The following is a 25,750-nucleotide window of genomic DNA, read 5'->3' on the forward strand; positions in this document are numbered from 1 at the left end:
TTTCCACCTCTCAAATGGAGGTTTCTACCTGCTCGGGTAGCGTAGCCGCCCAAGAAAGCGGGTCAGGCTAGGCAGTTCAACATTTCGCTTCGTGAGCTTGGCCTTCGCTTTTTCGAACTTCATCACCCCATCGATGCGGCGGTCGAGAAATTCATAGGTCTTGGCTTTACCCTCGCTGTCGTCATTCACGAACACAGCTAGGGTCGCGCTGTATATCCCGGCCAGGATAGTGCGTTTCGTGTAGTGATTGTAATCGGTCGCGGTGTCTCCGGCGAGCCGCCACATCAGGTCGGCAGAGCGCCAGCCAAGCTGTAGGGAGCGCGGTGCGTGCTGCGGCATCGCCATGATGGACATTGCCCGCCGCACCGCCTCATCGACATCGGTGACCGCTTCCAAGCGGAATGCGATGAGCGTGCGAATGCGCTCGCGGATCTTCAGTTCGGCCAGACGATCCTGCGGCCAAGCGGCCTCCATCTTTTGATCGACGCTGGCAATCCACGCCTCGATCATGTCCATCGCACGTCCGCCCAAGGGTTTGTCCGGGAAGGCAAGCTTCGCAATATCGGGATCAGCCCCGGCCATGTCAGCGGCCGCCAGCAACGCTGTCTCATTCCAACCGTCGAAGATAGCGGAAGCGGCGATCTCGGGAGCAAGCGCGATGCGCAGCTCATCCAAAGTCATGTCGGCAAAATCGGGATCCGCATCGTTCATATCAGAAAGAAGGCCCGTACTGCTCGGTTGTTCCCTTATCGCCGCGTTCTTCGTCGGCTTTCTCGAATTCCAGCTTCAGCAAGGTGTTCTGGCTCATCAGTTCGACATAGTCGCGGGCCGAACGTCCCGAATTGTCGTTGCGGTCGGGGTTGGCCCCTTCTTTCAGGAAGCGCCGGACGAGCTGGATGTTACGCTGGTGAACTGCCGAAATCAGCGGCGTCTCGCCCTGACTGTCGGCGACGTTGATTTGCGCGCCGCCCTTAAGCAATTCCTCGATTCCGGAATCGAAGCCAAGCCTGGTAGCAATTTGCAACGGCATCACGCCCTGATTGTTGCGGACGTTGGGATTTGCGCCGCGCTGGATCAGGAAACGCACCCACAGCGCATCGCGCCGCCGCGTCACAATATGCAGCCCCGTATCGCCGCTGGTGATGTCGCGTGTGTTTACAAGCGTCTTGCCAGCGCCGGGTTCGTTAAGCATCGCGGTAACCGCATCGCCATCACGGTCCTCCACCGCTTGGAGAAACTCATAGCCCGGCGAAAACAGCTGAGCCGCCGCCGGTGAGACACCGATCGCAACCGCTGCAAGCAAGCTTGCCAAAACCGCACTGGCAATTGCCCCGCCGCGTCCTAATTTGCGCAAAACATAATCCAACGCGCTTTGATCCTTGTCCATTACGTGTCACACGATTGTGTTGGGAGCCCCGTCCAACGTCCCCTTTGTCCCTCTTCCAGTTAGCAGAGCATGAACCACCTAGCCAAGCCCTCTCGCCCACGTGTTTTCCCGACCGCCATCGCCGTCGCCGCGGCCCTGAGCCTTGCTGCATGCAGTGGAGCCGAAACTGCAGCGCCGCCGGAGGAGCCGCCGCTAGCCGGGGCGACCATCGGCGGCGAGTTCGAATTGATCGATTCCTCGGGTGAAACGGTGCGCTGGGCCGATTTCGACGGACAATACCGGATCGTCTATTTCGGCTACGCCTATTGTCCCGACGTCTGTCCGATCGATGTCGGCCAAATGTCGCGGGGGCTCAAAAAGCTGGGCGAAAGCGAGCCCGGAAAAATCGCCAAGATCCAGCCGATCTTCATCACCATCGATCCCGAGCGCGACACACCTCAGGTGGTGGGCGAATTCACTAACGCTTTTTCGAAGGATCTGATGGGTCTCACCGGGACGCCAGAACAGGTCAAGGCGGCAGCGGGCGCCTTTCGTGTTTATTACGAGCGCGGCGAGGATCTGGGCGGTGGTCAGTACCTGATGAACCATTCGAATATCACCTACCTGTTCGGTCCCTCGGGCGAGCCGCTGGCGACACTCCCGACCGATCAGGGGGCAGACGCCGTAGCAGCTGAAATCGACAAATGGGTGAGTTAAGGGAGCAGTTCTGGGAGCGCCCTCTCGCGGAATTGACGCGGGCGGAATGGGAAGCGCTGTGCGATGGGTGTGGTCGCTGCTGTCTGCACAAGATCGAGGACGCTGACACTGCCGAGATCATCGACACGAACGTCGCGTGCAGGTTGCTCGATACCGGGACTGCCAAATGTTCGGATTACCGCAACCGCAAGGCTTTCGTTCCCGACTGTCTGCGGCTGACGCTGGCCATTGTCGAAGACGTGCCATGGCTGCCTGAAACCTGCGCGTACCGCGTGCGGGCAGCGGGTCGTCCGTTGCCCGGCTGGCACTATCTCATCAGCGGCGACCGCGATGCTGTCCACAGGGCGGGCGTATCGGTCGCTGGCCGGGTCGTAAGCGAGGCCGATGCTGGTCCCCTGGAGCACCATATCGTCGATTGGCGCGCAGCGTATACGCCAGGCAGTGCCGATTGGGACGACCTGGCGTGATCGATTGGCTGAAACGCACTGAGACGCCGCCTCACATACGGCATGAAGACGAGCAGCCGCATATCGAATTGGGCGGCGAGGCAGTCCCGATTGCTTTGCGCCGTCACCCGACAGCGAAGCGCCTAACTCTCAGACTGGCACCGGATGGCAGCGAGGTTCGCATCACCATGCCACGTTGGGGGCGGACGGCCGATGCACTCGACTTTGCGCATTCGCGAACCGATTGGCTGGCGCAGCAGCGCGCCAAAGTGCCGAAGCGCTTCGCGATCCGCGACGGCAGCAGTCTTATGATCGGCGGTGAAGAGGCGGTACTCGTCTGGGACGAAGCCGCGCCGCGCCGCCCGGCGCTTATTGACGGCAAGCTGCGCGTGGGCGGGCCGACAGACAGCATCGAGCCCCGCGTACAGCGCTGGCTAGAACGCCGGGCACTGGGTCTGTTCGAAAACGACGCAGAGCACTACTGCACACGTGCTGGCCTCACGCCGGTACCTGTCGCGATCACGCGCGCGCAAAGGCGTTGGGGCAGTTGCAGTGAGAAATCCCGCATCCGGATAAACTGGCGGCTCGTTCAGGCACCTGATTTCGTCCGCCGATCCGTCGTCGCGCACGAGGTCGCACATCTCGTCCACTTCGATCACAGCCCGGAGTTTTACGCTCTGCTGGACATGATTTACGAAGAAGACATCTCGCGTGCCGATCGCTGGCTCAAGGAGAAAGGCCGGACACTCTATGCGAGCTTTGGCTGAAACCTGACGTCTGGCGCTGGACCGGATTGCGCCCTATATTACACTCATGGCTATTCTGTCGCGTTTCAATCCCACGTCGGGAATCGTCGATTTCTGGCACGAATTCCGCAAGCCCAATCCGATGCGGTTCCCTATCCTCCTGGCTTCGACGGCCCCATTCGCCGTGATCTTTTACTGGCTCGGTTCGGAAACGGTTTACAAAGACCCCGACCGCCCCAGCATTACCTACATCACGACCTTCGACCCCACACGCACCGATGATGAGATCGTGGCGACCAATCTGGAAAATCAGGAAGTGAAGAAACTGCGCGAGGAGCAGGCTGAACGCCTCGCACAGCGCAAGCGTGATCTTTACAAGGCGCTGGGCGCGGCCGCTGGGATGGATGTCGAGCAGATCGCTGCCGAAGCCGACGCCCGCCGTGCCGCTGAAGAGGCCGCGGAGGCAGAAGCACGGGCTGAGCGGCTCGGCCGATCTCCTGACAACACTGGCGACGAAACGGAAGCCGCCGGCGCCGACGCGCCGACCGAGGAACCAGCCCCATAAGCGTCCATCGGCCCGGCCATGGAGACTGGATGGCAGCCGCAGCCCGGCTCGCCGCGAGGGCGCGTCCGATCAGCAGCCCCAATCCGGGCGTTGGTGCACTACTCGTACGCGACGAACACATGCTCGCGCGCGGCTGGACCCAAGCGGGAGGTCGTCCCCATGCCGAGGCGGCGCTGTTCAATGCGTTGGAAGGCAGTCCCCGCGGAGCGACCCTATACGTCACGCTCGAACCGTGCGCGCACGAATCCCGGCGCGGACCGGCCTGCGCGGATGTTATCGCAGACGCGCGTCCCGCGCGCGTGGTTATCGGGCAGAGGGACCCCGATCCGCGCACCTCTGGCAAGGGAATTGCCCGCCTGAAGCGCGCCGGAATCGAAACCCTGCTGCTCGATGATCCAGCCTCCGCTGCAAGCCTCTCCGGATATCTTTCGATCAAAACGTCGGGACGCCCCCACGTCACCCTAAAATTGGCCATGTCCCTTGACGGATGCATCGCGCTTGCCGATGGGACGAGCCAATGGATCACCGGTGATGCCGCCCGTGCCCATGTCCACGCCCAGCGCGCACGCAATGACGCTATACTGGTCGGCGGAGCCACATGGCGGACGGATCGCCCGCGGCTCGACGTGCGCCTACCCGGTCTCGAACAGCGCAGTCCGAAGCGTCTGCTGCTTACCCGCGGAGTCGCGCCGGAAGGGGTCTCCATCATCAATCGCCCCGGTCAGATCGCGGATCTCGAAGGCGTGCAATACCTCTACACCGAGGGCGGCGCAGAGACCGCCGCGAGTTTTCTGCGCGAAGACCTCGTCGATGAATTGCATATATACCGAGCCCCGATCCTGATCGGTGACGGGCTACGCGGCCTGGGCGGTCTCGACCTTGGCGGTCTCGCGGAAACGCACGGACGCTGGACCCTGACCGAACGCCGCCAGCTTGGCAGCGATGAATTCACCGCCTATCTGCGAACCCGCTAAGAGGAGCGCGTACCCCATGTTCACCGGAATCGTCACCGCTGTCGGCACCATCACAAGCATCGAGAAGCGCGGTGACGTGCGGGCCCGCATCGCCGCCCCGCTCGACCCGGCGCAAATCGACATCGGTGCCTCCATCGCGTGTTCGGGTGTGTGTCTGACCGTCGTCGATCGCGGCGGCAGCGCCGGGGATGCGTGGTTCGACGTCGACGTATCGGGCGAAACTGTTTCCCGGACGGTGTTCGGCATGTGGGAAGAGGGTCGCACCCTGAATATCGAGCCGTCGCTTCGCCTCGGTGACGAGCTCGGCGGTCATATCGTGACCGGCCATGTGGATGCTGTCGGCGAAGTCGTCATGATGAAGCAAGAGGGCGACAGCTGGCGCGTCGTCATCCGGGCGCTTCCCAACATGGCCCCGTTCATCGCCGAAAAAGGCTCGATCACCGTCGATGGCGTTTCGCTGACGGTGAACGATGTCCGCGACCAGTCGGACCGCACCTGCGATTTCGCGCTCAACATCATCCCGCACACCGCGGAAGTGACGACGCTGGGACGCCTGACAGAGGGCGATCAGGTCAATCTCGAGATCGACGTTCTGGCGCGGTACCTCAAACGTATGCAAGGCCTGGCGTCGGCCGGATAGGATTGCGCGCAGAGCACGTTCGCTCTTTGGACCGACCTACCGAAAGTCCATATCGAGAGCGATCGGCCCTCTAGGCGGTCACATCGGCAACCGCTTCGATGAACTTGTCGATATTGTTCATGGTCAGTCCGGCCACATTGATCCGACCCGATCCCGCCATGTAAATCGCGTGCTCCTCTCGGAGCCGGGCGACCTGCTCCTTGCTCACCGGCAGGACCGAAAACAGCCCGTTTTGTGTGCCAAGCGGCGTCAGATCGACGCTGCCCGCCATTCCCGCATCGGCGAGAACCGCACGGACCTGACGCATGCGTTCACGCATCTGATCGAGCTCGTCCATCCACATCTGCGTCAGCGTGCCGTCGCGAAGGATCAGCCGAACCGCTGCCGCGCCATGATCGGGCGGCATGGACCAACTGGCGCGCGCCAGTGCGTTGGCATTCGAGAACGCCTTGTTCAATGTCTCCCCGCCATCGGCGAGGATATAGAACGCGCCCACGCGGTCGCGGTACATGCCGAAATTCTTGTCGCAGCTATAGGCGATGAAAGCCTCCGGAACCTTGGCGAGCACACTGCGCAATCCTGCGACGTCTTCGTCGAGTCCGTTGCCGAGGCCGTGATAGGCCGTGTCGATGATCGGGAATATCCCGCTCGCCGCAATCGCATCTCCGATCGCTTCCCACTCGTCCGCAGAATAATCGATTCCGGTCGGGTTATGGCAGCAACCGTGAAGCAGTATGGCTTCATTGGGTCCGGCATTATCGATAGCCGCAAGTGCCGCCTCGACATTCGCGGTGCCATCGGGATTGGCGTGATCGAATGGTACCATCTCGAGCGCGATGTCATTGATAATCTGCGCATGGTTCGGCCAGCTGGGAACGCCCATGTGGAGCTTTTCCAGACCAGCCTTCTGCGCCAGCGCCAGCGCAAGGCGGACCGCGCCCGTCCCGCCGGGCGTCTGCATCCCGGCGATGCGCCCGCCCATCGTCGCATCCTCACCGAAAATGTACGGCATCAACGCATTGACGAAACCCACATCGCCTTCGGGACCGAGGTAACTCTTTGATTCCTGTTCATCGACAAGCGCCTGCTCAGCTGCCTTGATCGCGCCGAATACAGGCGTGGCGCCCTGTCCGGTTCGGTAGACACCAACGCCAAGGTCGACCTTGTCCGGCCTGTCATCGGCGGCGTGCAATTTGATGAGCGCGAGCAACGCGTCGGGCGATTGTTCTTCGAGTCGGTGCAGCATGATGCACGCCGAATGCCGTGCGAAGCGGAACGCCGCAACCGCCTTTTGCATCCTTTGCCGAATTCGCCTGCTTTGCGCAGGTCGATAGTCGGCGTTTCTACGACCTCAGAAGGGCAACCAGCGCTGCTTCTTCGAGAATTTCATGTAGCCCGCATTGATACCGAGGCGCACGCCCGCGCCGACCCGGATCGGGATCAGGACAACGTCGCCCTTGCGCATGTAGCTCGCATGCATTCCGCCAACGAGATAGGCTTGGCCTTCGCCTGCGGGATAGCGTTCGAACAGCTCTTCGGTATCGAACAGGTTGTAGACAAGCACGAAGGTGTTGGCGGCATTTGCACCTGCATCAAAGCCGACCGACGGGCCGGTCCAGTAAACCTTCTGCTCGCCTTCGACCTTGTGAAACAAGGTTCCTGAACCATAGCGGGCCCCGACGACGAACGCGCCGCCCGCTTCGCGGCCTACGATATAACCGTTCGGTTCGCCCTGCTTGCGCAGCAGGTCCTCGATCAAACCGGCAAGGCCTTTGGCGCCTTTGCCAAATACACCTTCTGCCGCGCCTATTAGGTCATCTTCGGCGTAGGTGTTGGAGCTGTCGGCAGCGGCTACGGTCTCCGTGGCGACCTCGACGTCAACGGTATCAGTGGTCTCAGCAGCCGCTTCACCGTAATCGGCGAATTCACCCTCGAACGCAGTCGAGGTGGCCGGTTGAGCTTCAGCAATATCAGAATTGTCCGCCGTGGCCGGCTGCGGACGATCCAGCGGCGGAGCGACGGTCGGCTGCCCGGATCGCAATCGCGGCTGCTCCAGATCGGCGTCGATCGCACCGGTATCGGTTGCAAGCGCATCGCTTTCGCTACTTGCGGAAGCATAAGCCTCGTCAGGATCGAACGTTTCCATCTCTTGTGCGGAAACCGGCGAGACCGCGAGTGCGAGAGCGCCCATCGCGGCGGCAAAATTGCGGGTGAATCCGTATGTCACTTGTGCTGCGGTGCGTTTGATCATGGCAATTGTTCCTTACAGCTCGGGCGTTTGCGCGCCCGCGCTCCTCCATTGGGAAGCAGAGTCGCTCCCGTATCGCCGGACAAGTCTTCCCGCGGCGAACCGAATCGAAAACGCGGTGAAGCGAATCTTTTCGTCATTCGAAGGGTTTACAGGTCACGGCTGAACGGAACCGGAATCGTAGGAAGATCAGAAAATGTCGGATCCGACCTTGCCGCTGCCGATATCGCCCATTATAGCGCGCTCCTCGCAGCCAAATAGCCAGGGTAGCGACGTGCGGAGACGTGGGTGAGTGGCTGAAACCAGTTCCCTGCTAAGGAACCATACTCTTTAACGGGTATCGAGGGTTCGAATCCCTCCGTCTCCGCCATTTCCCATCGCTCGTCAGAGCGTTCTGCCCGCCAACTGGACGGGCCGTGTTTTCATGACGGCGGCACGCTGAGCTCGCCAATTCAGCTTTCTTCGCGTTCTTGCCGGGCTATCTCATGCAGCCAATCGGCGTGGCGCGGGGCCTTTTTCGTCTTCGACCACTCATCCAGCATCAACGGCGCGACGCGCTCAAGTTCGGCGTATTGTTCATCGGTGCCAATATCGGCCGCGAGTTCCACCCGGTGACCGCTGGGATCGAAGAAATAGATCGACCTGAAGATGCCGTGATGGGTCGGTCCCAGAACGTCGATCCCCTCGCCCTCGATGTGCTTCTTCGCGGCCAGCAATTCTTCCTCGCTGCCCACGCGGAAAGCGAGATGCTGCACCCATTGAGGAGTGTTTTCGTCGCGCCCCATGTCAGGCTGCTTCGGCAGTTCGAAAAAAGCGAGGATATTGCCGTTTCCCGCATCGAGGAAGACGTGCATGTAGGGATCGTATTCGCCGGTCGACGGAACGTGATCTTCGGCGAAGGCGGTCGTGTATTCCATGCCGAGCACGCGGCCATACCATTCAACCGTTTCCTTCGCGTCCTTGCAGCGATAGGCGGCGTGGTGGATGCCCGATGGCTTCACCGCGCTCATTCGGCTGGCTCCGAAGTCTTCGTATCCAGCACGCCGCGCGCGATCTGGTCGCGCTCGATGCTTTCGAACAGCGCCTTGAAATTGCCCTCGCCGAAACCGTCATCGCCCTTGCGCTGGATGAACTCGAAAAAGACCGGACCAACCTGGGCTTCGGCGAAAATCTGCAGCAGCAGGCGCGGCTGGCCGCCTTCCGTCGTTCCGTCAAGCAGGATCCCGCGCATCTTGAGCGCCTCGGCGTCCTCTCCATGTCCCGGAAGGCGCTCGTCGAGCATTTCGTAATAGGTTTCAGGCGGGGCAGTCATGAATGGCACGCCGAACTCCTTGAGGCGGTCCCAGCACGCAACAAGATCGTCGCAGATGAGCGCGATGTGTTGAATACCCTCGCCGTTGAATTCGCGCAGGAATTCCTCGATCTGGCCCTTGCCGCCTTCGCCCTCTTCGTTGAGCGGGATGCGGATCTTTCCGTCGGGCGCGGTCAGCGCCTTGGAGGTGAGTCCGGTATATTCGCCCTTGATGTCGAAGAAACGGATTTCGCGGAAGTTGAAGAGCGTCTCGTAATAATCCGCCCAGTATTTCATCCGGCCCGTATAGACGTTGTGTGTCAGGTGATCGATGGTGTGAAATCCCGCGCCTTCGGGATAAGGATCGACACCCGGCAGGTAATCGAAATCGATGTCGTAGATTGTGAGGCTCTTGTCTTCGGCACCAGCATAGCGATCGACGAGATAGAGGATCGCACCGCCGATACCGCGGATCGCAGGAATGCGAAGTTCCATCGGACCGGGTTCGTTCGCAACCGGCTCTGCACCCTGTTCAATCAGATAATCATAAGCCTTCGCCGCGTCACGCACGCGAAAAGCCATGCCGCATGCGCTCGCTCCATGTTCGCGGGCAAAGAACCAGGCCGCGCTGCGAGGCTCGTAATTGGCGATAAGGTTGATGCCGCCCTGACGCCACAGATGCACATCTTTAGACCGGTGCTTGGCAACGAGAGTAAATCCCATCGCTTCGAAAACAGGTTCGAGCTGGCCCTTCTCAGGCGCGCAGAATTCCACGAATTCGAAACCGTCGAGCCCTGCGGGATTTTCGAACAGGTCGCCAGGATGCTGGGTCATGAGATAAGCCTCTAAATATGTCAATTTAGTTACGTTTGTAACTAAATACGCGCTTCGGGTGGATTTGTCAAAGGCCCATTGAACAGTGACGATTGCATGTGAGGCGAGATCAAGGCAGGTTCGGCGCGGGAGAACGACCATGATCAAGACGACGGGTATCAACCACGTGGCCCTGGTGTGCCGGGACATGCAGGAGACAGTGCAATTCTACACCGAGGTGCTGAGGATGCCGCTCTTCAAGACGGTCGAATTGCCGGACGGCGGACAGCACTTTTTCTTCGATTGCGGCAACGGGAACAGCGTCGCCTTCTTCTGGTGGCACGATGCGCCGCCTGCAGCCCCTGGGATCGCATCGGTCAATAAATTCCCGTTCGATGCGAAGACAGCTGTGGGATCGATGAACCATCTCGCATTCGACATGGCGGAGGCCGAATTGGAGGCTGCGCTGGACCGCCTGCAGGAGGCCGGCGTTGAGCACACCCATGCGGTGTTCAACCACGATGATAGTCCATCGGGTTATTCCAAGAAAATGCACGAAGGAGTGTTTGTGCGCTCGGTTTATTTTACCGACCCGAACGGCATCATGCTCGAATTCGCGGCCACGACCCGTTCATTTGGACCGGATGACATCGCCCACGAGCCCGCCACTGCGGCGACGAAAGAGGACGCTTGAGCCTATGCCGCGCCTCAGACAGGTCCCCAAGAGTGAAGCAGACACGAAGACGGCATTACCGCTCTATGCGATGCTGTTCGGCGAGCGCGATCCGGTTGCCGAGCCGGGCACCGCGACAGGAACGTCCGGTGATTGGTGGACCGTGTTTGCCAATTCTCCAGACACCCTGAAGCACGCTGCGCAGGGCTTTGCTTATTACCGTGATCCCGCGCGCAAGCTCGATCCTGTTCTGCGCGAGCTCGGTCAGACATGGGCAGGGTGGGCCACGGGAAGCCAGTTCGTTTTCTCCCAACACTGCAAGAGCCTGCGCGGCCTCGCCTATCCGGAAGAGAAGATCGAAGCCATCTCGGTCTGGCAAACGGCGGAATGTTACGACACGCGCGAGCGACTCGTTCTGGCTTATGCCGACCGGCTCGTGAGCCATGCCGGCCGCGTGCCCGATGCTCTTTTCGCTCGGCTAAAAGCCGAATTCTCGGATGAAGAAATTCTCGAGCTGACCTACACCACCTGCATGTACCAGATGCATGCCGTGATGAGCCGCGCGCTTCGAACCGAATTCGACGACCGCGACGATCCGATCACCGAGGTGCCCGCGCCCGAGGGCTTCGACGCGCTCGATTTCCTTGGTGGCGATCGCAAGGACCGTTAGAAAACGCGCCCGATGTTGCGGCCCTTGCTGTCCTGATGGACGGCCAGTTTCGCGCCGAACGGATCACCGCCTTCGAAAAGCTTTCGCGTTGTATCGTGCGAGAGATCGGCATTGCCGCACACGCGCTCGCCCGCTTCGTTCCGGCCCAGCCAGACCGCGACATTGCCCGTCTTCGCATTGTTGATCGTGTATGTTTCAACGATGGCATTCTCGAAGGGCCCGGTGCCGAGAGGAACCGCATCATCCGCCATTGATAGCTTTTCGAACCGATCGTTATTCGACCAGTCCGCTGGCTCGGTCGAATAGATGCCAGTCGCATATTTGCTCATCCAGCCGCCGTTTGCACCGACCAGTGCGAAGGCACCGCGATCTCTGCGCGCTGCCTGCACCGCCTCGCAGATTGCATGCGCGGAGTAATTGTTGCCGGCCCCTCCGAAGAAGGGAAGCCCGCCTGTGAGCGTGAGGCCACGCGGATCGTCTACGGATAATCCGAAATGATCCATCTGGTTGAAGACCGGAATCGCGAAACAGGAGTAGAAATCGATGTGGCCGATCTCGTCCATTCCTTTGCCCGCGCGCACCAAAGCGGCCTCTACACTAGCGATGGAGGCCGGATTGGCGGAGAGATCGGGGCGATTGGAGAGCATCAGCTCGGTTGCCGCGGACACGGCATGGATGTGCACCCACTTGTCCTTTGAAATGCCGAGCTTTCGCGCAGTTCCGGCGCTCGCCAAGATGATCGCTGCAGCCTGATTCACCTGATCGCGCGCCACCGTCATCCGGGTGTATGGCTCGGCGACGATACGGTTTCGATCGGTAACCTCGGCCAGTTCATCCGCGCTTCGCTCGACGGGTGCGGCGGCGTGAGGATTTGCGGCAGCGACTTTCGTAAAGGGAGCGAAGAGCTCACCAATGTCGCGGCGGTATTCGTTAAGGTTCTTGCCCAGTTTGGCGCGGCGAGCATTCTCGGCGAGCGCATAGAGCGGGATTGCACCCGTTGCGCCGTGGGCGAACAGGGCGTGTTCCATCATCCCATCGACGCCAAATCCCTGATCCTCGAAATCGCCTTCAACCTCTTCGGACCAGTCGGGTCTTTCACCCTTCGCCGATAGCGCCAGAACAGTGGAGATCGCTTCCGATCCGACGATGACGGCGCATTCGCTTTTTCCGGTCGCAATCGCACTCGCAAATTCTCCGACGAACTGCTGATTCGTCTGCCCGCCAGTTGTCGTCAGGATTGCGCGCTTTGGATTTGCTCCGACCCTCTTGGCTATAGCCCGTGGGACATTGTTTGCAGCACCGAAAGGCGGCTTCCGATCGGGCCGCGACATTTCGAACGCGCGGATCGCAGCAAGGGTATCGATGGCCGGAGCCACCGGCTCGCCGGCACCGCTATCCGCAATCGCAGCGGCGAGCGCGCGCCCGGCGAGGTCCATGTAGGACAGTGCTTCGTAGCCAGGTTGGTCAACCCGCTCTGAATACTGCCCAACCCCGATGATGACGGGAGTGTTGTCTGCGATCTCAGTCAACGAAGTCGTCCACTCGCTCAACGATGATCGCAGGGGCCATACCGCCCGCTGCGCACATCGTCACAAGACCGGTCTTGAGGTCGCGTCGCTCCAGTTCGTCAATGATCGTACCGATCAGGATCGAACCGGTTGCGCCGATCGGGTGCCCGAGCGCGATCGAGCCGCCATTCACATTGACCTTGTCCCAATCGAGTTCGAGGTCGCGCACGAACTTTGCAGCGACCACGGCGAAGGCTTCGTTGATCTCGAACAGGTCGATGTCGTCGAGCGTCATCCCGGCCTTTTCGAGCACTTTCTTGGCAGCGGGTACAGGAGCGTTGAGCATCAATGTCGGATCGTCGCCCATATTCGCGGTCTGAACGATCCGCGCGCGCGGCTTCAGGCCATGTTTTTGAGCGTATTCCTTGCTGCAAACCAGCACCGCCGCTGCACCGTCAACGACACCCGACGAATTACCCGCATGGTGGAAGTGCTGGATATCGAGGTCGGGATATTTCTGATTAATCAACCCTCGGAACGTCGTGCCGTTCGCATCGAGAGGAACGTCTGCGATCTTCGTGAAAGCGGGCTCCAGCTGGGCAAGCCCTTCCTTCGTCGTTTGCGGGCGCGGATATTCGTCCTTGTCGAGCAGGACGTTGCCTTCACCATCAGTCACAGGGATCACCGATTTGTCGAAGCGTCCTTCGCCCAGAGCTTCTGCTGCGCGTTGCTGCGAACGATAGCCAACCTCGTCCAGTTCCTCGCGGGTGAAACCCTCCATCGTGGCGATCGCATCGCCGCAAATTCCCTGATGCGATTGTGGATGCACTGCCTGAAGCCGCTCGTTGTAACTGCCCATCATCGGCGGTTTCAGACCGGCCTGCATCTTCTCTTTCGACATCGCCGCCGTCAGGCTCATCATCTCAGTCCCGCCAGCAACGATGCAGTCTTCCATGCCGCTCATGATCTGCGCGGCGGCCAAGTTGACCGAGGTGATGCCGCCTCCGCAAAACCGGTCGAGCGTAGTGCCGGAAGAGGTCACATCGTAACCCGCATCGAGCGCAGCCATCCGGCCGAGATCGCCCGCCTGCATTCCGTCCTGCGTCGAGACCGACCAGATCACATCGTCCACCGTCGATGTATCGAGCTTGTTGCGCTCTGCGATGGCTTTCAGCACCGTCGCAGCGAGGTGCTGCGGGTGCTCTGCGGCCAGCGCACCCTTACCCTGTTTACCGATACCGCGAGGGGTGCGGACTGCATCGATGATGTAAGCTTCGGCCATGGTCTGTCTTCCTTTGACTTAAGTCGATCTAGCGAAAATGCGGTTGACGTATCCGTAAGGCCCCTGCACCACTCGCACAAGAAATGAGTTTCAATTCGAAATGGCAAATTAGCTAGGGCCAAAAATTAGGGAGAGCACCTTGTCCGACACCGCCAATCAAGAAGTCCTTACCGAAGTCGAGGACGGCGTACTGATCGTCACCATAAACCGGCCCGAGGCCAAGAACGCCATGACGAAGGCGGCCGCCGAAGGCATCGCAGCAGCCATGGACCGCCTCGATAGCGAGGATGACCTGCGCGTCGGCGTCCTTACCGGTGCGGGCGGCACCTTCTGTTCGGGCATGGATCTCAAAGGGTTCCTGCGCGGAGAAAGCCCCAGCGTCGAAGGGCGCGGCTTTGGCGGCGTGGTTCAGGCACCGCCGGCAAAACCTCTGATCGCAGCGGTCGAGGGCTATGCGCTTGCGGGCGGGCTGGAACTGATGATCGCCTGCGATCTCGTAGTCGCTCATTCCGGCGCGAAGTTCGGCATTCCCGAAGCGAAGCGCGGCCTTGTCGCAGCGGCAGGCGGGGTCATGATGCTGCCTGACCAGATCCCTGAACGCATTGCTATGGAACTTGCGCTGACTGGTGATTTCATCGGTGCCGAGCGCGCCTACGAAATCGGCCTGATCAATCAGCTCACCGATGGATCAGCTTTGGACGGTGCAAAAGCGCTCGCCGCCAAAATCGCTGCAAACGGGCCGCTCGCCGTACGGGTATCCAAGCAGGTGATGAAGGAATCGCGCGGCTGGGACATGGACGAACGTTACAACAAGCAGGCGCAACTTATCGCGCCTGTCTTCGTATCTGAAGATGCCCGCGAAGGCGCTGCCGCCTTCGCCGAGAAACGCGCACCGAATTGGAAGGGAAAGTAATGCCCGTAATCGATGTACCCCAGCCTGAATTCATGGAAGACGAGGAAATCTCGATCTTCGCCGATGCGGTTGGCAAGTTCTATCAGCAGCACGCGCCGGAAAAGCGTATCCTGAAATGGCGTGAAGACGGACAGGTGGAACGGGAATTCTGGAACGAGGCCGGACAGGCCGGCTTACTCGGCGTGTCGGTTCCCGAAGAATATGGCGGCCATGGCGGCGATTTCCGTCATGACATGGTGGTGATCGACCAGCAGGCCAAGCACGGCGTCGAAGGCTTTGCGGCGAGCCTGCATAACACGATCATCCTGCCTTACCTAGTCCGCCACGGCACCGAGGAACAGAAGAAGAAATATCTTCCCAAGCTCGTCACCGGTGAACTCGTCAGCGCGATAGCCATGACCGAGCCGGGCGTCGGTTCCGACCTGCAGAGCATCACCACGACTGCTCTCAAGGACGGCAATGGCTACCGCCTCAACGGATCGAAGACCTATATTTCGAATGGCCAGACCGCCGACTTCATCGTCGTCGTCGCAAAAACCGACCCAAAGGAACGGGCCAAGGGCATCTCCTTGATGCTGCTCGAAACAGAAGGCGCCGAGGGATTCCAGCGCGGCAAGAAGCTCGACAAGATCGGGCTCGACGCGGCTGATACGTCCGAGCTGTTCTTCGACGATGTCTTCATTCCGGGCGACAACGTCCTCGGCGGAGTCGAGGGCAAGGGCTTTTATCAGCTGATGGGAGAGCTTCCGCAGGAACGCCTCGTGATCGCAATGGGCGCGGCCACCGGCATTGAAAAAGCGCTCGATACGACGATCGAATATGTGAAAGAGCGCAAGGCGTTCGGTCAGACCATCTGGGATTTCCAGAACACGCAGTTCGTGCTCGCCGATCTCAAGGCCAAAGGCACGGCAGCGCGCGTGTTCGTCAACGATTGTATTGCGAAGCTGCTCAAGGGTGAGCTCGACGTGGCGACTGCCTCGATGGCCAAATACTGGGTCACCGAATTGCAGAGCGAGGTCGTCGATAAATGCCTCCAGCTGCATGGCGGGGCTGGTTACATCAACGACTATCCGATCGCCCGGATGTACCGCGACACCCGCATCGCCCGCATTTATGGCGGGTCAAACGAAGTCATGAAGATGCTGATCGCGCGGTCGATGTAAACCAGCGGCACTTATCTCGCACTTACAAAAGGGCGGCCCGGTCACCCGAGCCGCCCTTTTCTTTGGTCCGTGGTATTTCGCCCTAGAACTTCGCGCGAACGGCCACGCCGTAGGTGCGAGGTTGCAGCGAAAATGCCGACCGCGAGTTGGCCGCGCCGCTGCCGCGGAGTGTCGTGTTGAAAGTCACCCCGCGCACCACGTTATCGGTCAGGTTGTTGACGAACCCTTCGATCGAATACGCCCCGTCGGCGAACCGCAGACCTGCGCGCAGGTTCACGAATTCCTGACCGGTTTGTATATCGCCGATGATCAGCGGAGCCGCATCGACAGCGGCCTGCACGCTGCCAGCAGCTGCGACAGCGGCTGCGCTGGGCGGCACGATCGCCTGGGTGGAAGTGCGCTGATCGCCTTCAAGCCGGATTTGCCCGGACAGGAAGAACTCGGTGCTATCGTTGATTGGCTTTTCCCAAAGCCCGCCAAAGATCGCGATGACATTGGCCGCGTTCGTCAGGTCGTTTCCGCACAGTGACACGACCGTGACGACATCGGTGAGATCGCCGGCGCAATCTTCCGGATACCGCGCATCAAGGATTGTGGCCGCAGCATTGAATGTCAGCTCGCTGTTCGGGCGAATGACACTCTCGATTTCCAAGCCTGTCGTTTCGGCTGCCGGAACGTTGAACGTCTGGAACGCCGTTCCGGTGAATTCCAGAACCTGAAAGTTATCGAACTCCTGGTGGAATGCGGCGATGTTCAGAGTGACGGCATTATCAAGGAAGCGGCTCTTGATACCGATTTCATAGGCGTCAACCTCCTCGGAATCAAAGGTCGGATCGGCCCCACCGACAGCGGCCGTGGTATCGAGGTTGATACCGCCCGATTTGTACCCGTGGGTGAAGCTCGCGTAGATGTTCACCGGTGCAGCAAAGGCATAACCGAGCCGCGCGGTGTAGATCAGTTCCTCATCGTTGAAGGTGTCTTCGAAGGTCCGCACCAGCGGCAGAACCGCAGCTTCGGGAAGATCGGCAGGAGCCGAGAAGCCGAAGCAGCCGAGACCGATGAATGCAGGAACCAAGGCATCCGGCACCGCGCCGGCTCCGATGGCGCCGACTGTTGCTGGGCAGATCTGGTTGTTGGCTTCGGTCTGATCGAAACTGCCTTCTTTGTCTTCCCAGGAATACCGGGCGCCGAGCGTCAGCTCGAGACCCTCGACCAGCTCAAAGGTGTTATTCGTGAAGATCGAATAGCTTTGGGCTTCCTGCTGGAACCGGTTGGTGACATTGGTGCCTGCCGGATCAATACCGGTGAACACCGTAAGCGGATTTGCGCCGAGCGCGCCCATCGTCGCCGGGAACAAAAGTGCACCGACCTGCTCACCGTAATCCTCGCCCAAAGCGAATGTGACCGACTGATCGATCGTCTCATCCGAGAAATAGCCGCCGATGATGTAATTCAGCCGCCCGTCCAGAGCCTCGCCCTGCAGGCGAAGTTCTGCCGTAAAGGTCTCGAGATCGAGATCGAGCAGATCGACGTCGAACACATCGAGCGCGGTGAAGTCGGAGTCGTAAGTCTCCATCGATTCGAACTTGCGGTACGATCCGATGAAGATCAGGTCCGCACTATCCGAAACCGGGAACTCGATTTCCGTCGTAATACCATAATTGTCAACGTCCGCGATCGGCGCGAAATTCGCCGATGCGACCCGGTTGTCGAGTGCCTCGCGGAACTCAGCCTGACCGAACGGATTGTTCGACACCAGCGGTTGGCCATTGCCGCCAGTCGGACCAAGTCCCACGGCTGCGAATACGCCTGCCGGAACCAGCGGCGATTGATACAGCTCGATCGGGCTGCAGCAGCTTGATTCACTCTTGGCATAATCGGCGATCAGGCGCCCGCGCAGACCGCTTTCGGTATCCCAGCCGAGCTGTGCGCGTACGAGATATTGATCGACATCATTGGAATCATCGAACGGAGTGCCATCGCCATCGACCAAGGTGATGAAGCCGTCGCGCTCCCGATATGCGCCGGTCAGGCGGAATGCGAGAGTATCCTGAACGATCGGGACGTTGACCGCGCCCTGCACGCTGATCTCGTCAAAGTTCCCGTAAGACGCATTCACGAATCCCTCGAAATCGCTCACGTCCGGGCGGTTCGTAGTGATATTGAGCGCGCCTGCCGAAGTGTTGCGCCCAAACAGGGTCCCCTGCGGGCCACGCAGCACCTCGACCCGTTCGATATCGACAAATTCGGTCAAGGCAACGCCGGGACGCGATTGGTACGCGCCGTCAATGAAGATGCCAACCGCGCTTTCAAACCCGATATTGTTCGACGTCGTGCCGACACCGCGAATACGCAACACGACGGAGCCGGAGGCGATCTGAGCCTGACTGCTGGTAAAACTCGGCGCGACCGAGGTGACTTCCTGGATATTGTCGACACCCTGGTTTTCGAGCTGCTGCGGCGACACAGCCGTCACGGCGATCGGAATGTCCTGAACATCCTGCGCGCGGCGGGTCGCGGTCACGATGATCACACTGTCATCGGGATCGGGCGAGAGGGTTGTATCGCCCTCGTCATCTGCCGAAACCTCCTGCGCGAGCGCCGGTACCGTAAATGAACTACAGGCCATCAGGCCGGCAGCGTAAGCTGCGAGCTTCCGTTTCATAAATGTCCTCTCCACATTTCCCATGGCCTTTTGGCCTATTGGTCGAAGGAGAGACTATCAGCGCGATTGGCGGTGCCAAGGGACCGCGACACTTCTTCGCAAACCGTAGTAAAAATGCCACATGTCGTGTTGCAACGCACCATGACGTCGAATGTAAGCTGTTTGACGCAATTTTGTTGCACTGGTGCAAGCCAGCTTTTGAGCGACCTCAATAACCGAAACGAAGCCCGAGCCAGACCGTAAGCGGCACCCCGAGATCGATCGCGCCGCCGGAATTGCGAGTCACTATCTCCTCATCAAACAGGTTCTCGCCCCTGATGACGAGGCTGAGCCGATCGATCAGCGGCGCCTCTGCGAAGAGATCGACTGTCGTTGCAGGCTTCAACAGGTCGGTTTCCAGATCGTCTTCGAATTGCGCGCTGATGTGGCGCAATGTTCCGGCAATACGCCACCCTTCCGAAGGCTCCCAAGCCAAAGTCGTCGATGCCGTGAATTGAGGCGTCTGTGGCGGACGATTTCCGTCGAGGGCGAGTGATGCGCCATCCCCGTCGATTGTGGCATCGGTGTAAGCGAGCGAAGCATCAAAGCTGACATCACCGATTTTGACCGCCAATCCCGCCTCGACACCCTGGGCATCGATAGCAGGCAGGTTCTGCCTTTGCCGGAGGTTCGGCGCGAGCGTCACATTGGCGATCGCATCTTCCACCCGATTGTCGAAAGCCGTCAGCGAAAGCACAACCGGGCTGATCGGTTGCCATGTCAGCCCGATTTCGAAGCCCTCAAGACGTTCATTCTCCAGCGCTGCATTGGCCTCAGTCACGACGGGAAACACCACGAAGGGGCGGTACAATTCGTTAAGTGTCGGCAGGCGTAAACCCGTGTAGGCTGCGGCGCGCAGATCCAGATCTCGCGTGGCGTAGAACACTGCCCCTGCCCGCCAGCTCAGCGTCCAGTCGTCGCGGTCCGGAGCGATAGTTTCGTCAACCACCACTCCGGTTGCATCGACCGCTCTGAAAAACCCGTCTTCGATGCGCGTGTAGTCGGCACGCAAACCACCGGTCAGCAGCAAGGGACCTATCTGCCAATCGTCCTCGACGAAAAAGCCGAGATTGCTGTTGGTGCCGCCCGCCCGGCGCCGCTCGCGCAGATTGCCCGTGAAGGCGCTGAACGCTTCCTCCTGCAATTCCCCGTTCGACCGGCGGTAATCGCTGCCAAGCCGCACGGTATGCGCTTCGTCGATCGGCGGGCGAATTTCTATCTTGCCGCCAATCCCCGTCGAGGGAGTGTTGCGTTGGTCGAGCACTCTGACGAACCGGCTCGAGCTGATGACCACATTCGAAAAATTGCGCGCCTGTACGTAGCCGAGCGCATCGAATTCCCAATCGCCGCGGCCGACGACACGCAGGCTCGCATCCTGACCTTCGGTAGCGGAATTGGCCCCATCGAAACGCAGCGTGCGGTCATCCTCGAAGACGCTGCCGCGCGCTTGCAGCTCAATGTCCTTGGTCAAGGGAGCCACACCTCGCACGCCCACTTGCCAGCTGTCGAACCGCGCCCGAGCCGTGGCCGGTACGCGCTGTTCGACGGGCGTGGTGAAGAAACCCTGCCCTCTGTCCCAGCGTCCGCTGATCACGCCGAAACCGCTGCCGAGCTTGCTTGCCACAGCACCGCTCGCTTCGGTTTCTTCACGGTTGTTGGCAAGAACGCTGCCGGAGAATGGTCCCAAAGTGCGGGCATCCGCGCTTTCAAGTTCGATCGTTCCAGTGAGCGCGCCAGCGCCGAAAGGCCCTGCGCCTCCGCCGCGAGTGACGCGTATATTCCCAAGGCTTTCGGGCGCGATCGATGATAACGGTATAAATCCGAAGAACGGATCAGCGATCGGGACACCGTCAAGCAGGACGAGTGCCCGGCTGGTCGCATTTCCGCCCAAGGCACGCAGCGTCACACCTTGTGCACTCGGATTGGACGAGCGGCTGTCAGAGCGGCGGAATTGCTGAAAGCCCGCGACATTTTCCAGCACGTCTTCAATCCGGCCCGAAGCGCTGGTCACAATCTGGTCGCGATCGATTTCCGTTATGGAATAGGCGCCGACCGAAGGCGGCGGCTCGAGCCCGTCTCCCGAAACAACGATTTCGCCCTCGGCTTCGCCACCTTCGGCGGGCTCATCGGTTTGCGCGGACAGGGGCGACGAAATGGAAAGGGCGAGCAGCGAAACGGCAAGGCGATAGGCGGTTGTCATGCGAGTCCGCCTAACCGAGCTGCCCCGCAAAGTCAGTTGCAAATTGCCATCATGACTCGCTTTTCCGGAGTGTGTGTGTTTACATCGATCTCGATAAGCGAAGAGAGCCATATTATGTTAGCCACAACGCCCGATTTCGATGTCTTGATCGTGGGTGCCGGAATTTCCGGCATCGGCATGGCGGCACACATGGAAATGAAGGCACCCGGGCACTCTTATGCAATCGTGGAGCGCCGGGAAAACATTGGCGGCACGTGGGATTTGTTCCGGTATCCTGGCATCCGCTCGGACAGCGACATGCATACTCTCGGCTTCGATTTCGAGCCTTGGAAACATGAAAAGAGCATTGCGGATGCTCCGGCGATCCTCGACTATCTCAACCGCATCGCCGATGAACGCTGCATTCGCGAGCATATTCGTTTCGGCCATAAAGTTGTTTCCGCGGATTTCCGGGAGGACGAGGCTCGCTGGCATGTCGTGATGGAACTCGGCGATGGCAGCACGGCCCAACTGACGGCCAACTTCCTCTATCTCGGTTCAGGCTATTACGATTACGACGAGCCTTATGATCCGGGTTTCAAACTGGGTGCATTCGAAGGGCAGGTCCTGCATCCGCAATTCTGGCCCGAAGACCTGGATTACAGCGGTAAAAAAGTGGTCGTGATCGGCTCGGGTGCGACGGCAGTCACGATCGTGCCTTCAATGGCGGAAGACGCAGCGCATGTGACCATGCTTCAGCGTACCCCGACATGGATGGCGTCGCGCGCGGCAAAGGACAAGTTCGCCAATACCCTGCGTAAGATCCTTCCCGAAGAACTCGCCTACCGGATCACCCGGTTCAAGAATATCTGGATGCAGGATTTCACCTTCAAGCTTGCGCGCAACAAACCGGAGAAAGTGAAGAAGAGCCTGTACAAGGGCATCGAGAAAGTTCTCGGACCGAATTACGACAAGGACGCGTTTACGCCACCATACAATCCGTGGGAGGAGCGGCTCTGCCTCGTGCCGGACGGCGATATGTTCGAGGCGGTCAAGTCCGGGACGGCGGAAATCGTCACCGGCCATATCCAGGCCTTCGAAAAGGATGGGATCCGGTTGAAGTCGGGCGAATTGCTCGAAGCTGACATCATCGTCACCGCCACCGGGCTCAAGATGGCCATCGCCGGAAAGATAAACCTCAGCCTCAATGGTGAGCCTGTCCAATTGAACGAGCGTTTCTATTACAAGGGGAGCATGTTCTCGAACCTTCCGAACCTTGCGGTGGTGTTCGGATATCTCAACGCCAGCTGGACTCTGCGCGCGGACATCAATTCAGACTATGTGTGCCGTGTGCTGAACCACATGCGATCGGTCCAGGCCGACATCGCAGTCCCTGTTCTCACGCCCGAAGACGAGGCGAAGATCGACGAGGACGACATCTTCGATTTCTCGTCCGGCTACATCCAGCGCGGCAAGCATCTCCAGCCGAAAAACTCGGTCAGCTATCCCTGGCGGCTCAATCAGGAGTATGTTGTCGACCGCAAGCGTATGGCGAAAGACCCGGTCGATGATGGCCTGCTGACATTTCGCCGGGCCGGGGCCAATGCTCTTAGCGCGGATGAGCAGCTCGAAGCGGCGGAATAGCTCTCGGCGGTTCGCAGTGGCAAACTTGACCCGCTTCGATTAGACCGCGCGCCATGACCACTTCCGATAAAATCTGGACTGCCGGGCTCGTCATCATCGGTGACGAAATCCTGTCCGGTCGCACCCATGACAAGAATATCGCGCAGGTTGCCAGCTGGCTTCAGGTCCAGGGCATTCGCCTCGCCGAGGTCCGCGTGGTCGCTGATGAAGAGGACCGCATTGTCGAGGCGGTGAACGCCTTGCGCGCAGCAAACGACTACCTGTTTACCACCGGCGGTATCGGCCCAACGCATGACGACATCACCGTCGATGCTGTGGCGAAGGCGCTCGGCGTCTCTGTCATCATCCACCCCGAAGCACGCGCGCTGCTCGAACGATATTACGCTGATAAGGGCGGCGTAAATGAAGGCCGCCTCCGCATGGCCCGCGTACCCGAAGGCGCAGAGCTGATCCCCAATCGCATGTCGGGCGCGCCAGGTATTCAGCGCGGCAACCTCTTCCTGATGGCCGGCGTCCCGCACATCACCGCAGGGATGCTTGATGCCTTGACCGGAAAGCTTGAAGGCGGAGCACCGCTGATCTCCGAAACGGTAGGCGGCTTCATCCCGGAGAGCGAAGTGGCCGGTCTTCTGCGCGAGGTTGAGCAGGCGCATGAAAACTGCCAGATCGGCTCCTACCCTTTCTTTCGCGATGGCAAGGTCGGATCCAACTTCGTTATCCGCTCGACGGATCGTGAGGCCTTGCAAAGCTGCTTCGACACGCTGTGCGAAGGGCTCAGCGAAAATGGCTGGGATTTTACGCCCGGGGGTATTTAGGCTCGGCGCCCGAGACGCGCGCTAGAGTTCGTCGCTCCGGCCCCTTGGACGGTTACGACTCGAGGCAGTTTCCCTTACGCGCGCACGCTGGCGGTTGTGCGCGCTGCGCAGGAACCGGTCTCCCATGACTGCTCGCTCAGATTCAGGTTCACCCGGAGCCGTCGCAAGACGGATTCGTATCCACAGCGCGATTACAGCGACTGCCGCGATCGCGGCACCCACAAATCCGGCGATCATCAGGTCATAGCTGCCGATCATCACCATGATTACAAGCACCGCCAGGATGGCAGGCCATTTCATGAGGCTGTCAGTTTTCAAATCCGGAGATTCGGGCATTAATCGATCCTAGCTTGAATATGCATTCGAGGAGACCAATCCTCGATTGCTCGCCGCCCCCAATGGCGACCATGTCCAGATGTACGTTCGTCGATCCAGATACGTTACGGTCGGACGATTTAAAGGGCTCTCACGATTGTATTTTCTTCCGCCGATGCGCCACTCGCTCTGGCTTCAGCAGACTTGCGGAGCCTGCCTGCGCGTTTTGCAGCGTGGCGTAAAGCAGTCCGCTCGAAAGCAGGATGGCTCCGACCAGCGGAACGATCTGCGTTTCTACGAATACGCTGCTGCCAAGAATGATCGCGCCCAAAACCGCGCTGATCCAACTCAAGCGTTTCATTTCAAAACTCCTTCGAGTGATTAACGCGCCCGGGCGTCATCGTTCCCAAAGGTTTGAAATTCTTGGCCAAAAAAGGCTTCGGTTTAACGCAAAAGAGGCCGGGAGCACCGCTCCCGACCTCTTTGCTGGCCGTTCCCCGCAGGGACCGACTTATATGAAGCGGCTTACGCGCCTTCGATACCAGCGGTATCGATCTTGAGGCCCGGTCCCATCGTTGTGGTGAGCGAAACCTTCTTCACGTATTTGCCCTTGGCACCCGAAGGCTTCGCCTTGACGATGGCCTGGGTTATCGCTTCGAAGTTTTCCTTCAGCGCATCATCGGAGAACGACAGCTTGCCGATGCCCGAGTGGATGATGCCCATCTTCTCGACGCGGAATTCGACCTGACCGCCCTTGGCATCCTTGACGGCCTGCTCGACGTTCGGCGTGACGGTGCCGAGCTTCGGGTTCGGCATCAGGCCTTTTGGGCCGAGAACCTTACCGAGACGGCCGACGACGCCCATCATGTCAGGTGTAGCGATCACGCGGTCGTAATCGAGATTGCCGTTCTGCATGTCTTCCATCAGGTCTTCGGCGCCGACCTTGTCGGCTCCGGCTGCAGCGGCTTTCTCCGCGTTGTCGCCCTTGGCGAACACGGCGACCTTCACGTCCTTGCCCGTGCCCGAAGGCAGCGAGACCATGCCGCGGACCATCTGGTCGGCGTGGCGCGGATCGACACCAAGGTTCATCGCGATCTCGACGGTCTCGTCGAACTTCGCCTTGTGCGTCCGCAGGGTCGCGATTGCTTCGTCGACCGTGTAGAGCTTTTCGTTGTCCAGTTCGGCAACGGCTTTTTGCTTCTTCGTTTGCTTAGCCATTTTCTCAGCCCTCCACTTCGAGACCCATCGAACGCGCGGAGCCTTCGATGATTTTCATGGCCTGGTCGATGTCGTTCGCGTTGAGATCCTTCATCTTGGTCTCGGCGATTTCCTTGAGCTGGGCCTGGCTGATCTTGCCGACCTTGTTCTTGTTCGGCTCACCGGAACCCGATTTGATCTTCGCGGCCTTCTTCAGAAGGTAGGACGCTGGCGGGGTCTTGGTGGTGAAGGTGAACGAACGGTCCGCATAGACGGTGATCGTGGTAGGGATCGGCGCGTTCTTCTCGAGATCCTGCGTCGCGGCATTGAACGCCTTGCAGAATTCCATGATGTTGACGCCGCGCTGACCCAGCGCCGGGCCGATTGGCGGCGAGGGGTTTGCGGTGCCCGCGGGCACCTGAAGCTTGATATAGCCTTCGATTTTCTTGGCCACGAAGGGCCTCCTTTCGCACTGTTCCCCGGTTCGATTGATCCGAGGTCATGTTAAGCGGTCCAGCGGCGGGCCTGACGGCCTGCCTCCCGCGCGGTTTCACGTCGATTTTGACGAGAGCAGTGCACATAGCGATTTGCGCCCGCGATGCAACCGTGAATGCACGGCGCTCAGCCAATTCCCGGCTGAAGAATATGGGTGACACATTTCCCAACATGTCACCCTGCAAAATCGCGCTTGAACGGCAGAACTCTGCGGGTTGCACAGTCCAGGACATGGGTGACACTTCTCCAACAGGCGCGCGTTTTGCAAACGTCGATCATCATTCGCCGCTTTTGGCAGATAGGGCCAAAGTAGGAAAACTGGGCGGAGGCTCATACAGCTAGCGCTGGATTTCAGATTCGGGGTGCGAAGCCAACGTGGTGATCTA

General features: G+C 59.8%; 26 protein-coding genes and 1 tRNA gene. 13 read left to right on the plus strand and 14 right to left on the minus strand.

What is annotated here, in order from left to right:
- Positions 1-24 precede the first annotated feature (24 nt).
- The gene (locus KCG45_RS02585; protein ID WP_218315564.1) at positions 25-711 is read right to left on the minus strand and encodes a COQ9 family protein; all 687 of its coding nucleotides are present in this window, start codon (positions 709-711) and stop codon (positions 25-27) included.
- A 1-nt stretch (position 712) separates the two neighbouring features.
- Positions 713-1,366 (minus strand): ankyrin repeat domain-containing protein, encoded by a 654-nt coding sequence (locus KCG45_RS02590; RefSeq protein WP_255547914.1) that lies wholly within the window; start codon positions 1,364-1,366, stop codon positions 713-715.
- A gap of 90 nt (positions 1,367-1,456) precedes the next feature.
- On the opposite strand from KCG45_RS02590, the gene KCG45_RS02595 reads away from it, so the two are divergent.
- From KCG45_RS02595 to KCG45_RS02620, 6 genes are read left to right on the plus strand one after another with little or no spacing between them, the layout of a single operon-like run.
- Positions 1,457-2,083 (plus strand): SCO family protein, encoded by a 627-nt coding sequence (locus KCG45_RS02595; protein WP_218315566.1) that lies wholly within the window; start codon positions 1,457-1,459, stop codon positions 2,081-2,083.
- Positions 2,071-2,550, plus strand: coding sequence for a YcgN family cysteine cluster protein (locus KCG45_RS02600; protein WP_218315567.1), 480 nt, complete (start codon positions 2,071-2,073; stop codon positions 2,548-2,550). Before KCG45_RS02595 ends, KCG45_RS02600 begins: the two co-directional genes overlap by 13 nt.
- On the plus strand, positions 2,532-3,296 hold the full coding sequence (locus tag KCG45_RS02605) for a M48 family metallopeptidase (protein WP_255547915.1): 765 nt from the start codon (positions 2,532-2,534) through the stop codon (positions 3,294-3,296). Before KCG45_RS02600 ends, KCG45_RS02605 begins: the two co-directional genes overlap by 19 nt.
- Before the next feature lie 46 nt (positions 3,297-3,342).
- The gene (locus tag KCG45_RS02610; RefSeq protein ID WP_218315568.1) at positions 3,343-3,840 is read left to right on the plus strand and encodes a hypothetical protein; all 498 of its coding nucleotides are present in this window, start codon (positions 3,343-3,345) and stop codon (positions 3,838-3,840) included.
- 29 nt (positions 3,841-3,869) lie between these two features.
- Positions 3,870-4,814 carry a bifunctional diaminohydroxyphosphoribosylaminopyrimidine deaminase/5-amino-6-(5-phosphoribosylamino)uracil reductase RibD gene (gene ribD / locus KCG45_RS02615; protein ID WP_218315569.1) on the plus strand — a complete coding sequence of 315 codons (945 nt, stop codon included), beginning with the start codon at positions 3,870-3,872 and terminating at the stop codon, positions 4,812-4,814.
- 16 nt (positions 4,815-4,830) lie between these two features.
- A complete protein-coding gene (locus KCG45_RS02620; RefSeq protein ID WP_218315570.1) occupies positions 4,831-5,454 on the plus strand; it encodes a riboflavin synthase in 624 nt (207 codons plus the stop codon).
- Between the two features lie 70 nt (positions 5,455-5,524).
- On the opposite strand, the gene KCG45_RS02625 is transcribed toward KCG45_RS02620, so the two are convergent.
- Both KCG45_RS02625 and KCG45_RS02630 read right to left on the minus strand, forming a co-directional pair.
- A complete protein-coding gene (locus tag KCG45_RS02625; protein ID WP_218315571.1) occupies positions 5,525-6,700 on the minus strand; it encodes an amino acid aminotransferase in 1,176 nt (391 codons plus the stop codon).
- 105 nt (positions 6,701-6,805) lie between these two features.
- Entirely contained in the window at positions 6,806-7,705 is a 900-nt protein-coding gene (locus tag KCG45_RS02630) for a DUF1134 domain-containing protein (protein WP_218315572.1), read from the minus strand.
- A 275-nt stretch (positions 7,706-7,980) separates the two neighbouring features.
- Between KCG45_RS02630 and KCG45_RS02635 the strand changes: the two genes are divergently transcribed.
- Positions 7,981-8,072, plus strand: a tRNA-Ser gene (locus tag KCG45_RS02635).
- An 82-nt stretch (positions 8,073-8,154) separates the two neighbouring features.
- Here the strand turns inward: KCG45_RS02635 and KCG45_RS02640 are convergent.
- Positions 8,155-8,712, minus strand: coding sequence for a VOC family protein (locus tag KCG45_RS02640; protein WP_218315573.1), 558 nt, complete (start codon positions 8,710-8,712; stop codon positions 8,155-8,157).
- The gene (gene hppD, locus KCG45_RS02645; protein ID WP_218315574.1) at positions 8,709-9,827 is read right to left on the minus strand and encodes a 4-hydroxyphenylpyruvate dioxygenase; all 1,119 of its coding nucleotides are present in this window, start codon (positions 9,825-9,827) and stop codon (positions 8,709-8,711) included. Before hppD ends, KCG45_RS02640 begins: the two co-directional genes overlap by 4 nt.
- Before the next feature lie 139 nt (positions 9,828-9,966).
- On the opposite strand from hppD, the gene KCG45_RS02650 reads away from it, so the two are divergent.
- Positions 9,967-10,500 (plus strand): VOC family protein, encoded by a 534-nt coding sequence (locus KCG45_RS02650; protein ID WP_218315575.1) that lies wholly within the window; start codon positions 9,967-9,969, stop codon positions 10,498-10,500.
- Between the two features lie 4 nt (positions 10,501-10,504).
- Positions 10,505-11,149: a carboxymuconolactone decarboxylase family protein gene (locus tag KCG45_RS02655; RefSeq protein WP_218315576.1), complete on the plus strand. Its 645-nt coding sequence runs from the start codon at positions 10,505-10,507 to the stop codon at positions 11,147-11,149.
- On the opposite strand, the gene KCG45_RS02660 is transcribed toward KCG45_RS02655, so the two are convergent.
- On the minus strand, positions 11,146-12,678 hold the full coding sequence (locus tag KCG45_RS02660; protein ID WP_255547916.1) for an acetyl-CoA acetyltransferase: 1,533 nt from the start codon (positions 12,676-12,678) through the stop codon (positions 11,146-11,148). The two genes, KCG45_RS02655 and KCG45_RS02660, sit on opposite strands and share 4 nt — an antisense overlap.
- Positions 12,671-13,939 carry an acetyl-CoA C-acetyltransferase gene (locus KCG45_RS02665; RefSeq protein WP_218315577.1) on the minus strand — a complete coding sequence of 423 codons (1,269 nt, stop codon included), beginning with the start codon at positions 13,937-13,939 and terminating at the stop codon, positions 12,671-12,673. The genes KCG45_RS02660 and KCG45_RS02665 overlap by 8 nt, the downstream gene beginning before the upstream one ends.
- Before the next feature lie 139 nt (positions 13,940-14,078).
- Here KCG45_RS02665 and KCG45_RS02670 point away from each other — a divergent pair, with 139 nt between their 5' ends.
- Positions 14,079-14,852 (plus strand): crotonase/enoyl-CoA hydratase family protein, encoded by a 774-nt coding sequence (locus KCG45_RS02670; RefSeq protein WP_255547917.1) that lies wholly within the window; start codon positions 14,079-14,081, stop codon positions 14,850-14,852.
- Positions 14,852-16,015 (plus strand): acyl-CoA dehydrogenase family protein, encoded by a 1,164-nt coding sequence (locus tag KCG45_RS02675; RefSeq protein WP_218315578.1) that lies wholly within the window; start codon positions 14,852-14,854, stop codon positions 16,013-16,015. Before KCG45_RS02670 ends, KCG45_RS02675 begins: the two co-directional genes overlap by 1 nt.
- Before the next feature lie 82 nt (positions 16,016-16,097).
- Here the strand turns inward: KCG45_RS02675 and KCG45_RS02680 are convergent, their stop codons facing one another.
- Both KCG45_RS02680 and KCG45_RS02685 read right to left on the minus strand, forming a co-directional pair.
- A complete protein-coding gene (locus tag KCG45_RS02680) occupies positions 16,098-18,680 on the minus strand; it encodes a TonB-dependent receptor (RefSeq protein ID WP_255547918.1) in 2,583 nt (860 codons plus the stop codon).
- Positions 18,681-18,888: 208 nt separating this feature from the next.
- Positions 18,889-20,919 carry a TonB-dependent receptor plug domain-containing protein gene (locus KCG45_RS02685; RefSeq protein WP_218315579.1) on the minus strand — a complete coding sequence of 677 codons (2,031 nt, stop codon included), beginning with the start codon at positions 20,917-20,919 and terminating at the stop codon, positions 18,889-18,891.
- A 114-nt stretch (positions 20,920-21,033) separates the two neighbouring features.
- Between KCG45_RS02685 and KCG45_RS02690 the strand changes: the two genes are divergently transcribed.
- The gene (locus KCG45_RS02690) at positions 21,034-22,542 is read left to right on the plus strand and encodes a flavin-containing monooxygenase (protein WP_218315580.1); all 1,509 of its coding nucleotides are present in this window, start codon (positions 21,034-21,036) and stop codon (positions 22,540-22,542) included.
- A gap of 53 nt (positions 22,543-22,595) precedes the next feature.
- Positions 22,596-23,357 (plus strand): competence/damage-inducible protein A, encoded by a 762-nt coding sequence (locus KCG45_RS02695; protein ID WP_218315581.1) that lies wholly within the window; start codon positions 22,596-22,598, stop codon positions 23,355-23,357.
- Positions 23,358-23,378: 21 nt separating this feature from the next.
- Here KCG45_RS02695 and KCG45_RS02700 read toward each other — a convergent pair whose 3' ends face one another.
- From KCG45_RS02700 to rplK, 4 genes are all read right to left on the minus strand, one after another.
- Complete coding sequence (locus KCG45_RS02700; protein WP_218315582.1) at positions 23,379-23,693, minus strand: hypothetical protein; 315 nt, start codon at positions 23,691-23,693, stop codon at positions 23,379-23,381.
- Positions 23,694-23,823: 130 nt separating this feature from the next.
- Positions 23,824-24,033, minus strand: coding sequence for a hypothetical protein (locus KCG45_RS02705; protein ID WP_218315583.1), 210 nt, complete (start codon positions 24,031-24,033; stop codon positions 23,824-23,826).
- A gap of 164 nt (positions 24,034-24,197) precedes the next feature.
- The gene (gene rplA, locus KCG45_RS02710; protein WP_218315584.1) at positions 24,198-24,890 is read right to left on the minus strand and encodes a 50S ribosomal protein L1; all 693 of its coding nucleotides are present in this window, start codon (positions 24,888-24,890) and stop codon (positions 24,198-24,200) included.
- A 4-nt stretch (positions 24,891-24,894) separates the two neighbouring features.
- Positions 24,895-25,323, minus strand: a complete 429-nt coding sequence (rplK, locus tag KCG45_RS02715) for a 50S ribosomal protein L11 (protein WP_218315585.1) — start codon at positions 25,321-25,323, stop codon at positions 24,895-24,897.
- Positions 25,324-25,750 lie beyond the last annotated feature (427 nt).

Source organism: Erythrobacter ani (assembly GCF_019204025.1).
Lineage (GTDB): Bacteria > Pseudomonadota > Alphaproteobacteria > Sphingomonadales > Sphingomonadaceae > Erythrobacter > Erythrobacter ani.